This window comes from Sphingobium xenophagum, from assembly GCF_031457465.1.
GTDB classification, from domain to species: Bacteria; Pseudomonadota; Alphaproteobacteria; order Sphingomonadales; family Sphingomonadaceae; genus Sphingobium; species Sphingobium xenophagum_A.
This window is the reverse complement of sequence record NZ_JAVDWV010000006.1, coordinates 78,808-91,207: the sequence shown is the minus strand read 5'-3', so window position 1 is coordinate 91,207 and position 12,400 is coordinate 78,808. Positions and strand designations below refer to the sequence as shown.

The window sequence follows — 12,400 nt, the reverse complement described above, 5'->3', positions numbered from 1 at the left end:
CGCCGGGCTTGTTTTTGTGCGGCTTACAGGACTTTGAGCCCCAGCTCGCCCAGCAACTGGCTCGCCTGCGCGCGCGATATTGTCGTGCCGCGAAAACGGCTGGCATCGTTCAGCCGCAATCCCCCCAGATCCGCCCCGCGCAAATCCGCGCCATCGAATCGGGCGTCGGCCAGATGCGCCTCGCGCAGGCTGCAATCCTCAAACCGCGCGTCGCGAAAATCGCATTTGCGCAGGTCCGCCGCGCTGAAATCGATGCGTTGCAGCACTTGCTGGCGAAAGGAAAAGCCATGCAATTTGGCGTTTATCAGCAGCGTCTCGTCAAAACGCAGGTCGAACGCCTTGATCTCCGACAGGTCGGCCCCGGTCAGCTTGCACCGTTCGAACAAGGCTGCGCCCAACCGCGCCCCGCGCCACTGGCTGTTGTTGAGGTCGCAGGCGACGAAGCGCGCTTCATTGAGGTCCGCGCCCACGAAATTCGCAAACGCCCCGCGACAGGATCGCCACACCGTGCCCTCCAGCCGCGCCCCGGTCCAATCCACGCGCCGCAACTGGCACGTCTCGAACGTCCAGCCGGGCAGGGCGAGACCACTCAGGTCTGCCCCCTCCAGATCGCAATCGATAAGGTGCCGGGGCACCGCCCCCGCCAGCAACGCCTCGACCTCCGCCCGGCCCAGCACCCGGTCGCGCACAGCCCGCTCGGCGCGCGTCAATTCTTCCGCTGCGGCACGGTGAAGGTGCCCGACACGCGCCCGCTCGGACTGGTCGTCGATCCCGCCGCGCCGCCCGAAGAGCGCCCGTCCACGGTCGATCGCCCGCTATTGAGGTCCATCACCAGCCGCCCGCCGGTCAGCCGATTGCCGCCCTGCGTCAGCGCCACATTGCCCAGCATCGTGATCAGCTTGCTGTTGAGGTCGTAGATGGCGACATTGCCGCGCGCGGTCTGGTCGCCCTTGGTCACCACGACATTGCCCGATGCGTCGATCCGGTCGATCTCCACGCCGCTCGTGCCACTGCCCGGCTGGTTGCGATAGGCGACGGTCATCCGCGCGGCGTTCAGCGTCATGCCCGCCTGCGTCACTTCGACATTGCCCGACACCACCACGCGGTCGGCGCGGTCCTGCACCTCGATCCGGTCGGCGTTGAAATTGACCGGCGCATTGCTGTCATGATTCTGCATCACCTGCGCGCCCGCGCCAGCGATCATCATCCCGGCAGCGCCTACGGCACCGATCGTCAGCAAAAGGAAGGAGCGTGTCATCAGTTGCGCCCTTTGAGACCATTTTGTTCGATACGCAAGTTCGCCCGGCCATTCAACGTCACCGTCCGCGCGCCCAGGTCCGCTTCCAGATGGTCCGCGCTGAACGTGCCGATCGGGATGCGCCCGTCGACCCGGCCTGCGCTCTGCATCCGCCGCGATTTGAGGTCGATGCCGACATCGCGCGTGGTCAGCCTGTATCCGCCCGCCGCCTCGAACTGCACTGGCCCCTCGATGCCGACCCGCTCGCTGTCCATATCATAGCGGCCCTTCTGCGCGCTCAGCACGGCGGGGCCATCGGACAGCAGGATGCGCGCCGACATGGCGTTTAAGTCCACAATCGGCTCACGCGAACTTTTCTGCACGGCAGACCCCGCGCGCAGCGAGAAGGGCTGCCCCTTGCTGTCCTCGCCGCGATACAGCGCCTCGGTCACCCGCATCCGCTCCTTCGCCACCTCGACCTTATTCTTGTCGAGGACGAAGCTCACCTTGTCCCCGCCGGTGAAGGGCGCAGTCGCCAGCAGCGCGCTCAGCACGCCCACAGCCACGGGCAGCCAGTTTTTCAGCAGCTTGACCATGCGGTCATGGCTGCCCCCCGGCCGCGCCCATTGGCGGCGTACATCGCGTTGTTGATCGGCCTGGACGGACACGGCGCTCTGCTTTCCTCACATATGCGCGAAAATGTCGATCTCCGGCCATCCGGCCAGGTCGAGCGCGGCGCGGTGCGGCAGGAAGTCGAAACAGGCCTGCGCCAATTCCATCCGCCCTTCGCGCACCAGCCTTTTGTCCAGCTCGGCCCGCAACGCATGCAGATAGCGCACGTCGGACGCCGCATAATCCTTCTGCGCATCGCTCAGCACGGGGTTGCCCCAGTCGCTCGACTGCTGCTGCTTGCTGATGTCCTGGCCCAGCAATTCGCGCACCAGTTCTTTCAGGCCATGGCGGTCGGTATAGGTGCGGATCAGCCGCGACGCGATCTTGGTGCAATAGACAGGCGCCGCCACCACGCCCAGATAATGCTGGATCGCGGCGATATCGAACCGCCCGAAATGATAGAGTTTCAACCGTTCCGGGTCGGCCAGCACGGCGCGCAGATTGGGCGCGGCATAGTCGCTGCCGGGCATGAAGCGCACCAGATGCTCGTCGCCCTGGCCATCGCTTATCTGGACGACGCACAGACGGTCGCGCGGGGTGATCAGCCCCATGGTTTCGGTATCGACGGCGATCGGGCCGGGGGCAAGCACGCCAGCGGGCAGATCTTCTTCATGGAAATGGACGGTCATAGGCCTCCCTCTATGGGTAAAGCGGGCATATCGCAATCGGCGCGTTGCATGGTCGGGCAGAAGGGCCATAGTGCCGCCAAGTCACAGCGCCCAAAGCAAAAGGAACGGAACGGGACCGCCAGTGTGAAAATCATTCGCGCTCCCTTGAAAATTTGATATAGTGATTCCCAAACCCGCCTTTGCGGTGGATTTTGCATGTCATTCGCCCGACATGTGTGTCCGAATGGTCTTGGGGCGAAGCGAAAGTGACTAACAGGGCATGAGTTTTGACAGAGGTCGCCGCGGCGGGCGCGGCAAGGACAAGCGCGACGGTTTCGGCGACGACAATTTCTACGATCAGGGTGCCGGCGGCGGCGGCGGTGGTCGCGGTGGTTTTGGCGGCGGCTTCGCTGGCGGCGGTGACCGCTTCGGCGGCGGCGGCGGCGGTTTTGGTGGTGATCGCGGCGGCTTCGGCGGTGGCGCTGGCGGCGGTGACCGTGGCGGCTTCGGCGGCGGCGCACCGCGCAGCGGCGGCTTCGGCGGCGGCGGCGGTGGTTTCGGCGGCGGTGGCGGTCGTGGCGGCATGCCCGCGCAGGTCGTTGGCGAAGGCAAGGGCGTCGTCAAATTCTTCAACGGGCAAAAGGGCTTCGGCTTCATCGTCCGTGACGATGGCGGCGAAGACGTGTTCGTCCATATCAGCGCCGTGGAACAGGCTGGCCTGACCGGCCTGGCCGAAGGGCAGCAGCTTGGCTTCACCCTGGTCGATCGTGGTGGCAAAGTGTCGGCGACCGATCTGGTCATCGAAGGCGAACCGCTCCCGGTCGTCGATCGCGGCCCGCCGCGCGAACCGCGCGAACCCCGCGCCGGTGGTTTTGGCGCAGCGCCCGGCGGCTTCGGCGGTGCGGAACGCGGTGGTCCCCAGCGCCAACTGACCGGCGAGCGCTCCAGCGGCACGGTCAAATTCTTCAACGCGATGAAGGGCTTCGGCTTCATTCAGCGCGATGATGGCCAGCCCGACGCCTTCGTCCACATCAGCGCCGTCGAACGCGCCGGCATGGCCGCCCTCAACGAAGGCGACCGTCTCGACTTCGAACTGGAAGTAGACCGCCGCGGCAAATACGCCGCCGTCAACCTTCAGACGAAGGCCGACTAAACGGCCTCCTGACTGTCCCTGTTACACGGGGAGAGGATAGAAAAAGGGTCGCCCCAAAGGGCGGCCCTTTTTTGTATATTGAACTACTCTATTGATTGCGAATTCTCTCGGTATTCCAACTTCTAGCACTAACTTGAGTGACCAAAACCCATGCCCCAGATTTAACTGAGTCAGCGAGTATTTTAACGAGATCTCTTACTAATTCAGGCTTCGAATCAGCTTCGTAATCATATTCACCGCTGGGTAGTCGCCACCAGCCCTTTGCTCCGGTTGAATCAGTGCCAGAAATAAGGCGCTTAAAATTTGCAGCCTCCATTCTTTGGTTCAAAGTTTCATAGTGAGCAGCAGTTGCACCGTGCAACTCCACCCTGACCGTAAATTGTGCCATAAATGACCTCAGTCGAACGGGATTGCTGAACTGCCACCGCTGTCTGCCTGTCGTCTTACAAAATCGGCCATTAAGGGAACAGCAAACATGTATTTTCCATGACGATTTTTGTAGATTAAGCCAGCGCTTGCAAGTGTAGAAAGTATTTGGTTAGCATGGCTGCTAGTAAATGCCTTAGATAAAACTAAATCGCCTTTAGCGACAATTTCCTGAACCGAAAATTCTTCGTCGCAATTTTCTAGCAGTGAAACCACCCACATCAACTCACGTTGCCTATCCGTAGCTTTTGCCCAACGACCTGCAAAAAAATCTGTATCCAATTTTCGAGTTATTTCAATTATTGGAATACCGAGTTCTTCGCCAGTATCATGTCTTTGAATCCAGATGTCATAAACCTCTCGGCAAATGAACTGGATGAAATATGGATACCCTCCAGACAAATCCGCAATAGCTTCTATGGACGTATTATTAAAAGCAATTGGACAATTTGATGCCTTAACGGGATTGCTAATGGCATCAATAGTATCTTTTCGGCCCAGTTTTTGAAGACTTACAACTCTAAACATACGTTCAGCAAATGTTCTTGCGTCTACCAACTTAGGGAATAGCGTTGGTAATCCAGTTAGAGCCAACATGAAGGGAACGCCCTTCCGTTGGATTGACTGAAAAACATCCAAGAGAATAGATAAAGGGTATTGGTCTTTAGGAGCATTGTCAGATAGGTTTTGTGCTTCATCATAAGCAAAAACAATGCCTTTCCTGTCGGTATGGCTTACAAGAGACCACGCAAATTCAAGGACATGCTTAAGCTTGTCAGCAACCATTCCCGGCTGTTGCTCATACATATTGGACAAGAATGCAAAATTCACAGGCTGCAGAATATCTTTTGGTTCTGTTCCGAATCCTACCCCAACTTTCTCACCGGATTTAAGCGAAAATGTGGATGTCACTACTGCTAAATCAGTTATAATTCGTAAAGCTAAATTGGCTTCATTCAGGCTTACAGCTTCAGACAAATCTGTGCCTACCCAAAGCCACTTTTCCTGAATCGCAATGGGCTTGAATGTCTCCAATAAGACTGTTTTCCCGACCCCTCGTAGCCCTGTCAGGACTAAATTTTCGAGGATTTCTGTTTGCGTAAGAAGCTTACGAAACTGTGCTTCTTCATCACCGCGCCCCGCAAGATAAGGCGGCATATGACCTGCGCCTGGTTTAAATGGATTAGAAAATTGTGTTGTCATAATCATTCTCTAAATTTAGTTGCAAGACTGAATATAGCAATTACGTTAAAAATCAATGCTACTTTGCGGCCCGTAAGGTTGCCCCTGTGAGGTTGCGCGCCAGTAGCTAACCTGCGTTTCAGCGAATCCCCCCTCAAACCCGCCGAAACGGAAACGGCGCGACCGTGCGCTCATAGCTGTGCAAATCCAGCGCCCGCGTCACCGGCGGCAAGGCCCGGTCCGCGCAGGCGCGCCGTTCGCACAGCGGGCAGGTCGGCCCCACTTCCGTCGCGCCGTCCTTGTCCGGGTCGATGCCGTCGGCATGGACGATCCGGCCCCCATGTTTCGCCTCGCACCCGATCGCGATCACCGATCGGCCGCGCGCGCCCGGTGCGCCCGCTATCCCCACTGCCAGCGTGACGAAGCGCCGCCCGTCCAGCGTCTCGATCAACTGACACGCCACTGTGTCGCTTGCCGCCGCGTCATAAGCGTCCCAGCGCGGACACGCCCCGCCATAGCGGGCAAAGGGCCAGGCCTCGCCATCGAACCGCTTGGACACCAGCCCCGCCCGGTCCATCTTGACCATGAAGAAGGGGATGCCCCGCGCGCCCGTGCGCCCCAGGCTGGTCAGCCGATGCGCCAGTTGTTCGGTCGACACCCCGAATCGATCACGCAGCAGGGCCAGGTCGTGGCGGCTCTGCTCGCACGCCTGACGAAAACGGTCATAGGGCATGATCAGCGCGGCGGCGGCATAGTTGGTCAGCGCCATAGTGGCGATGCGGCGGCTATCCTCATCGGGCGGCGCGGCGCGCGCCACCTGCGCGGCGATCGCTTCGGCCAGCTCCTGCGCGCACAGATGATAGGCGATGGCAAACAGCCGCCCCGACGCGGGCATTCGCTCGTTCAGCATCAGCCGCCGCCGGTGCATGTCATAATGGCGCAGCGTCCCCGCCAACACATCGGCGCGCACCACCTGCACCGCCATGCCATGTCGCTCCTTCAACCGCGCGCGCAATTCCGCCTGCAACAGCGCCGGATCGTCGCTCATCGTCGCGGCCAGGCTCTCCGCCCCCGCATCGATCTCCGCAAAATGATTGCCCGCCCGTGCGATCATCTCGCGCAACCAGTCCACCGGCGCGACCAGCGGGGCCGGGCCGCGCGCGCCTGCCACCGCCTCGCCCGGCAAGCGCCGCAAATCGGTCAGCGCCCGATAGAATCGGGCCAGTGCTTCGGACACGCCCGGATAATTTTCCGCGACCTCCAGCACCTCGTCGCGCGCGATTCCAATGTCCCGCACCAGCGCATCGGACAAGATTTCGCTCAACTCGCCGGGACCGCCCTCGGCCGGAGTCGCGGTGAAGTCACGAATATCAATGTCATAGGTATTAGCCAGCCGCAGCAGCATCTGGGCCGTCAATGGCCGCTGGTTGCGCTCCAAATGGTTGAGATAGCTGGGCGAAACCCCCAATTCCTCCGCCATGCGCGTCTGGTTGAGGCCCAGCTCCCGGCGCAGCACGCGCAACTTGGGTCCTAGATAGAGTTTGCGATCAGTCAGCTCTGCCATATGGACATATTGTCATAGAATGACAGTTATACCAAATCCAATCATGACACGCAGCCACTAACCGTCCTTCAAACGCGCAACCTATGTCCGTATCGCTGTACGCAAGCCGATGAACGGCGCATCTGAAAGGACAAGGACATGACCACCGACACTACCGGCCATCCCCAGCCCGCCCGTTCGCGCGCGGTCTTCTCGCAGGAGGATTTCGGCCTGATCCGCACAGCCATCGCCCATTATCTGCGTGAGGTTCAGGACCAGCCCGAATCGGTCAAATATGCCAATCTCTATCACCGGCTTGGTCGGGTCGCCTGACGGCCGGCCGTCCAGGGGCGCAAGCTGACCCCGCCTGCGCCCCTGGATACCCGCCTTACAGCGAGAAGCGTGCCGTCACCCGAATGTCGCGTCCGGCGAGCGGCGCGAAATCCTTGAGAACGCTGGCATGCCGCCGCGCTTCGACATCGAAGATATTATTGGCCGACAGCATCAATGTGGTGCGATCATTGCCAGCAATCGGCTTGAACGACAGCGACGCATTGACCAACGTATAGGCGTCGGTCGTCGTTTCATAATCGGCGATCCGCTCCTGTGCAAAGGCATGTTCGATCTCGGCCCGCGCCGACAGCCGCTCGCCACGCGCTTCCACTCCGCCCAACAGCCGCAGCGGCGGAATGCGCGGAGCCGGACCATTGCCCTTGATGTGCGCGCGCACATAATCGGCCACGCCATCGACATTGATCGCATAGCTACCCACCTGCGCCAGCTTCACCGACGCCTCGGCCTCAAACCCATAATAGCGGGCATCGGCCTGGGCATAGGCGAAGCAGGGGAATTCCAGCTCCGTCCCGCCATTGGCTGCCTGGCACACGCTGTCATCGACGATCGCGTCATAGATATAGCCGTCGAACCAGTTGTGGAACGCGGACAGGCTGATGCTGTAGCCTTCGCCCGCGCCGCGCAACGTGCCTTCCACACCCCAACTGCGCTCCTTGCCGAAATCGGGATTGCCGAGTTCAAATGCCTGCGTCCCGGCATGATTGCCGCGCGCGAACAATTCCTCCGCCGACGGCGCGCGCTCGCTGCGCGACAGATTCAGGCCTGCGCGCCAGCCCGGTATTATCGTCTGGCTGATGCCCAGCGACCCGGACAGGGCGTTGAAGCTGCGCTGCCGCCCATCGACGAACAGATCGTCGTCGGGATCGGCCTTGAGGTCGGTATGTTCATAGCGCACACCCGCTTCCAGCCGCGTGTCGCCCAGATCGACCGACTGCAGCGTGAAGACGCCCAACTGGTTGGTCTGGTTCTTGGGCAGGAACTTCTCTTCGCCATCCGCCTGGAACCGGCGGGTGAAGAATTGCGCGCCGAACGCCCCGTCCCAGCCGCCGCGCTTGGCCTGGATGAATTCCAGGCGGCTTTCCATCGACTGGTTCTTGAACGTGGTGCCGACTTCGCCCGTCGGCTCGATTTCCTGGTGCCGATAATCGGCCCAGCCCGCGCGCAGGCGGATGCTGTCGAGGAACCCGCCGCCGGTCGCCACTTCGCCGCGCATATCGGCGCGGGTCTGGCGCATGGACAGGGTCACATCTTCATGGCTGTGTCCCTCTTCGTCATGATCGTGATCGTGATCGTGATCGTGATCGTGATCATGATCATGATCATCATCATGGTCATCATGATGCTCCGACACGTCGATCCGCGATGGTACACCATAGCGGTTTCGGGTGTGCGACACCGACACGCCCAGATTGCCGCCTTCGCCAACATAGGCAAAGCCACCGGCCACTTCCCATGTCTTGGCGGCCGTGTTGGGCAGCTTGCCCTTCAACATGCCGTCTTCGCGGATTTCGGCATCGTCCGATTCTGCCGCCAGCGCGCGCAACGGCTTGGAGAGGATATAGCCGCCCGTGCGCAGGTCGTCGCTCTTGCTCCAGCTACCATCGACATGAACCACGAAATTTTCGGACAGCGGGGCTTCGATCTCGCCGCTCACGGTCCGCTCATTGGCGGCGCTGCCATAGGTGGCCAGCCCTTCGACATGCACGGGTTCGTCGGGGACTCGGCGTGGAATGCGACTGTCGATCACATTCACCACGCCGCCGATCGCCGATGATCCGTAGAGCAGGGCAGCAGGACCGCGCAATATCTCGATCCGGTCGGCGGTCAACGGATTGATCGCCACCGCATGATCGACCGAGGTATTGGATACGTCGAAACTGCCGATCCCATCGGTCAGGATGCGCACCCGCTCCCCCTGAAACCCGCGCAGGATCGGGCGGGACGCATTGGGACCGAAGGACGTCGCCGACACGCCCGGCTGCCGCGCCAGCGTCTCGCCGATGGTCGTCCGCATCTGCTGGGTCAGCTTGTCGCCGGTCAGAACCGTGGTGCCAGACAATATGTCGCCCTGCCGCCGAGGGATCAGGGCCGTGACAATGATGTCGGCGCGATTGTCATGATAGGCCTGGTCAGCGGCTTGAGGCGCGGCATCGCCGCTCTGGGCAAAGACGGCGGGTGCGACACATAGTGCTGACAGGGCGCAACCGGCGCGCAGGGGGAGGAGACGGGACATTGACGATAGTCATCCTTGGCAACGGAGGGAATGAGACCCTGTAACCAAGATGATATAGCATATCAACATCGCGGCGTATTTTTCTGCCGCAATGCACCATCAATTCGGCACAAACTGTGTCTTTAGAGGAACAGGAAGTCCGCCAGTGCCTCTACAGCCGGAATATCGGCTGCGTCGGGCCGTATGGCCTGGCGGACCTCGACTGCGGGCAGCGGCATGTCGAGCGCGAGCCTCTTTATGCCTTCCATACGGCCCAAATCCCGCGCGAGCGGGCCAAAGGCCGCGAACAGCCCGACGCCGTCGCGCAAGGACGCCATGATGGACGCCATATTATCGCTTTCCAGCGCTATGGGGCCGGTTTGGGCTTTTGCTCTGGCAAGCGCGGCTTCGATCACGCCCCGCATGGCATTGTCGCGTTCCATCGCCAGCATTGGCGTTGCCGCCAGATCGGCGCGCGATACGCTGAGCGACCGCGCCAGCGGATGCTCCGTCCCCGCATAGATATTGACCGGCTCTGACCAACCATAGCGCGATGGAAAATCCTCTGGCGCGCCGAGGGCATAGAAATAGGCGATATCCGCGCGTCCGCGCCTGAGCGCTGCATCGGCGTCCGCCGCTGATTGGACATGCAGGTCCAGCGCGATCGCGATATCTTCGTTGGCGGCTTCAAAAGTGGCCAGCGCATCCTGCAAATGGCCGAACACGGGTGCAGGCGCAGCCAGCAAAATGGTGCGGCGCGGCGATTCGGGGATGGCCGGGGCGGCAGGTGGAGGCGCGATGGCGGGGGGCAAGGGAACAAGCGCCGGGCGATCCCAATCGTCGCTGGCATCCTGCGATAATAGGGTCATTGCCTCGGCGGTCTTACGCCCGGCCGGGGTCAACCGGGCCGCGCCCTCCAAATCCTCGAACAACCGATAGCCCAGTCGCATTTCCAGCGACGCCAGGTCACGCGCGATCTCCCCGGCGGACAGGCCCATGTCATTGGCACAACGCGCCAAATTCCCCGCCGCTACCATCTGCGCGAAAAGGTCCAACTGGCGCAGGGATGGTGTGTCCATCCCTGCCTGATAGAGGAAATGCCAAGCCGGTGTAAGCGCGATCTTGACGAAGCCGGTCCAAGATTGCTGAGCATGACTTGGCGTCTGCCATCTCGCCCTGTCCGGCATCGCGATGTCGTCGCGTCGACCGACCTTACTTGCCGTGGCCGCGCCGATGCTGGAGAAGCATTCGATATGCAAGGGAGAGTGAATGTTCACGGAATGGATCACGGGTTCGGTTTTTAACGAAATCGCCGCTCTGCTGGTGTTGGCGGCGGGCGTCGGGCTTATCGGCGCGCTCTTTCGTCAGCCGCTCATCGTCAGCTTCATCGCCGTTGGAATCGCGGCGGGTCCGTCGGGGTTCGACATTGCCCGTTCCACCGAAGCGATCCATCTGCTCGCCGAACTGGGCGTCGCCGTCCTTCTGTTCCTTGTCGGCATCAAGCTGGACGTAAAGCTCATCCGCACGCTTGGTCCGGTGTCCCTTGCGACGGGTCTGGGGCAGGTGGCGTTCACATCGATTTTCGGGTTTTTGATCTGCCTCGCCATGGGGCTGGACGCGCGGACGAGCGTCTATGTCGCCGTCGCGCTGACATTTTCCAGCACCATCATCATTGTCAAACTCCTGTCGGACAAGCGCGAGATCGACGCGCTGCATGGCCGGATCGCTCTCGGCTTCCTGATCGTGCAGGATCTGGTGGTGGTGTTGGCGATGATCGTCCTTTCGGCTGTCGGCGTCGGGGGGCGGGACGAGGCATCGACGAGCGATATCGCGGCGATCTTCGGCGCGGGCCTCGCATTGCTTGCCCTGGTGCTGATCTTCATTCGCTATGTCGCGGACCCCCTGACCGAGCGTCTGGCGCGGGTGCCCGAACTGTTGATCGCTTTTTCCATTGCTCTCGCGGCGATCTTCGCGGCGATGGGCGATGCCTTTGGCTTCGGTAAGGAATTGGGCGGTCTGCTGGCCGGTGTCGCCTTGGCCTCCACGCCCTTTCGCGATGCCATAGCGGCACGCCTGTCCCCGCTTCGGGATTTCCTGCTCCTCTTTTTCTTCATCTCGCTTGGAACGAGCCTGGATATCGCCAATCTGGGGAAAAGCAGCGTCGAAGCGATCATCCTCTCGCTGTTCGTTCTCATCGGAAATCCGTTGATCGTGGTCGCTATCATGGGTGCCCTCGGCTATCGCCGCCGCACGGGGTTCCTGGCTGGGCTGACGGTCGCGCAGATCAGCGAATTCTCGCTCATATTTATGGCGATGGGCGTGACGCTGGGCCATGTTTCCACAGAGGCGCTGGGCCTTGTGACATTGGTCGGCCTGATCACGATCGCCGCATCCACCTATATGATCACCTATTCCCATCAGCTTTTCAGGCTGTTTGATCCCTATCTTCGCATTTTCGAACGCAGGACGAAAAACGCGCAGGAGGCAGGCGAGGGCACCAAGGACATGGCCTCCGGTCATGACATCATCCTGTTCGGGATCGGCCGCTATGGTGGAACCATTGGCCGGCGGTTGATTGCGGAGGGAAAGTCCGTCCTTGGTGTCGACTTTAGCCCCGAAGCCGTTCTTCGCTGGCAAAAGGAAGGGCTACCGGCGGTCTATGGCGATGCGTCCGATGCTGAATTTCTTTTGAGCCTGCCGCTCAGGCAAGCGAAATGGGCGGTGCTGACTGTTCCCCACACGGATGTCGGCATCAATCGCCATGATACTGGCCCGGTCTTTATCCAGGCCCTTCGCGAAGCGGGCTTCACTGGCCAGACGGCGATGTCGACCGGGCTGGTCGGTGATCGCGCGCAACTGGCATCGGCCGGGGTCGATCTGGTGCTGGAACCCTATGTCGATGCCGCCGACCGCGCGGCGGAGATGCTCATGGCAAAGACGTTGCCCGGCCGCAGTTCGTTGGAGCAGGAGGATCAGCAGCAATTGTAGAATGCGTATGGCGTAAACGACGATG

At 61.0% G+C, this 12,400-nt stretch carries 12 protein-coding genes; 3 read left to right on the top strand and 9 right to left on the bottom strand.

The genetic code is table 11. The annotated features are described in order from the left end of the window. Positions 1-23: 23 nt before the first annotated feature. From J2W40_RS07550 to J2W40_RS07535, 4 genes are read right to left on the bottom strand one after another with little or no spacing between them, the layout of a single operon-like run. Positions 24-710 (bottom strand): pentapeptide repeat-containing protein, encoded by a 687-nt coding sequence (locus J2W40_RS07550; protein ID WP_310223237.1) that lies wholly within the window; start codon positions 708-710, stop codon positions 24-26. After that, positions 707-1,258, bottom strand: a complete 552-nt coding sequence (locus J2W40_RS07545) for an LptA/OstA family protein (protein WP_037473563.1) — start codon at positions 1,256-1,258, stop codon at positions 707-709. The genes J2W40_RS07550 and J2W40_RS07545 overlap by 4 nt, the downstream gene beginning before the upstream one ends. Next, positions 1,258-1,905 (bottom strand): LPS export ABC transporter periplasmic protein LptC, encoded by a 648-nt coding sequence (locus tag J2W40_RS07540; protein WP_310223233.1) that lies wholly within the window; start codon positions 1,903-1,905, stop codon positions 1,258-1,260. The genes J2W40_RS07545 and J2W40_RS07540 overlap by 1 nt, the downstream gene beginning before the upstream one ends. Before the next feature lie 15 nt (positions 1,906-1,920). Beyond that, complete coding sequence (locus J2W40_RS07535; RefSeq protein WP_310223232.1) at positions 1,921-2,538, bottom strand: ribonuclease D; 618 nt, start codon at positions 2,536-2,538, stop codon at positions 1,921-1,923. Between the two features lie 259 nt (positions 2,539-2,797). On the opposite strand from J2W40_RS07535, the gene J2W40_RS07530 reads away from it, so the two are divergent. Beyond that, positions 2,798-3,670, top strand: a complete 873-nt coding sequence (locus J2W40_RS07530) for a cold-shock protein (protein WP_310223230.1) — start codon at positions 2,798-2,800, stop codon at positions 3,668-3,670. 88 nt (positions 3,671-3,758) lie between these two features. Here the strand turns inward: J2W40_RS07530 and J2W40_RS07525 are convergent, their stop codons facing one another. From J2W40_RS07525 to J2W40_RS07515, 3 genes are all read right to left on the bottom strand, one after another. Continuing rightward, positions 3,759-4,058: a hypothetical protein gene (locus tag J2W40_RS07525; RefSeq protein ID WP_310223228.1), complete on the bottom strand. Its 300-nt coding sequence runs from the start codon at positions 4,056-4,058 to the stop codon at positions 3,759-3,761. Between the two features lie 8 nt (positions 4,059-4,066). After that, complete coding sequence (locus J2W40_RS07520) at positions 4,067-5,299, bottom strand: ATP-binding protein (protein WP_310223226.1); 1,233 nt, start codon at positions 5,297-5,299, stop codon at positions 4,067-4,069. 133 nt (positions 5,300-5,432) lie between these two features. Then, the gene (locus tag J2W40_RS07515; RefSeq protein ID WP_310223225.1) at positions 5,433-6,842 is read right to left on the bottom strand and encodes a helix-turn-helix domain-containing protein; all 1,410 of its coding nucleotides are present in this window, start codon (positions 6,840-6,842) and stop codon (positions 5,433-5,435) included. Between the two features lie 138 nt (positions 6,843-6,980). On the opposite strand from J2W40_RS07515, the gene J2W40_RS07510 reads away from it, so the two are divergent. Continuing rightward, complete coding sequence (locus tag J2W40_RS07510; RefSeq protein ID WP_310223223.1) at positions 6,981-7,154, top strand: hypothetical protein; 174 nt, start codon at positions 6,981-6,983, stop codon at positions 7,152-7,154. Positions 7,155-7,209: 55 nt separating this feature from the next. On the opposite strand, the gene J2W40_RS07505 is transcribed toward J2W40_RS07510, so the two are convergent. Beyond that, positions 7,210-9,408 (bottom strand): TonB-dependent receptor, encoded by a 2,199-nt coding sequence (locus J2W40_RS07505; RefSeq protein WP_310223221.1) that lies wholly within the window; start codon positions 9,406-9,408, stop codon positions 7,210-7,212. Between the two features lie 122 nt (positions 9,409-9,530). After that, on the bottom strand, positions 9,531-10,466 hold the full coding sequence (locus J2W40_RS07500) for a LysR family transcriptional regulator (RefSeq protein WP_310223219.1): 936 nt from the start codon (positions 10,464-10,466) through the stop codon (positions 9,531-9,533). A gap of 190 nt (positions 10,467-10,656) precedes the next feature. Here J2W40_RS07500 and J2W40_RS07495 point away from each other — a divergent pair, with 190 nt between their 5' ends. Continuing rightward, positions 10,657-12,375: a cation:proton antiporter gene (locus tag J2W40_RS07495; protein WP_310223217.1), complete on the top strand. Its 1,719-nt coding sequence runs from the start codon at positions 10,657-10,659 to the stop codon at positions 12,373-12,375. The last annotated feature ends 25 nt before the right edge of the window (positions 12,376-12,400 follow it).

Excerpts from the sequence above, each read along its gene's own strand:
- J2W40_RS07545 (WP_037473563.1), bottom strand. The coding sequence starts at position 1,258 with ATGACACGCTCCTTCCTTTTGCTGACGATCGGTGCCGTAGGCGCTGCC.
- J2W40_RS07495 (WP_310223217.1), top strand. The coding sequence starts at position 10,657 with ATGTTCACGGAATGGATCACGGGTTCGGTTTTTAACGAAATCGCCGCT.
- J2W40_RS07525 (WP_310223228.1), bottom strand. The coding sequence starts at position 4,058 with ATGGCACAATTTACGGTCAGGGTGGAGTTGCACGGTGCAACTGCTGCT.
- J2W40_RS07530 (WP_310223230.1), top strand. The coding sequence starts at position 2,798 with ATGAGTTTTGACAGAGGTCGCCGCGGCGGGCGCGGCAAGGACAAGCGC.
- J2W40_RS07510 (WP_310223223.1), top strand. The coding sequence starts at position 6,981 with ATGACCACCGACACTACCGGCCATCCCCAGCCCGCCCGTTCGCGCGCG.
- J2W40_RS07500 (WP_310223219.1), bottom strand. The coding sequence starts at position 10,466 with ATGGACACACCATCCCTGCGCCAGTTGGACCTTTTCGCGCAGATGGTA.
- J2W40_RS07515 (WP_310223225.1), bottom strand. The coding sequence starts at position 6,842 with ATGGCAGAGCTGACTGATCGCAAACTCTATCTAGGACCCAAGTTGCGC.
- J2W40_RS07535 (WP_310223232.1), bottom strand. The coding sequence starts at position 2,538 with ATGACCGTCCATTTCCATGAAGAAGATCTGCCCGCTGGCGTGCTTGCC.
- J2W40_RS07520 (WP_310223226.1), bottom strand. The coding sequence starts at position 5,299 with ATGACAACACAATTTTCTAATCCATTTAAACCAGGCGCAGGTCATATG.
- J2W40_RS07505 (WP_310223221.1), bottom strand. The coding sequence starts at position 9,408 with ATGTCCCGTCTCCTCCCCCTGCGCGCCGGTTGCGCCCTGTCAGCACTA.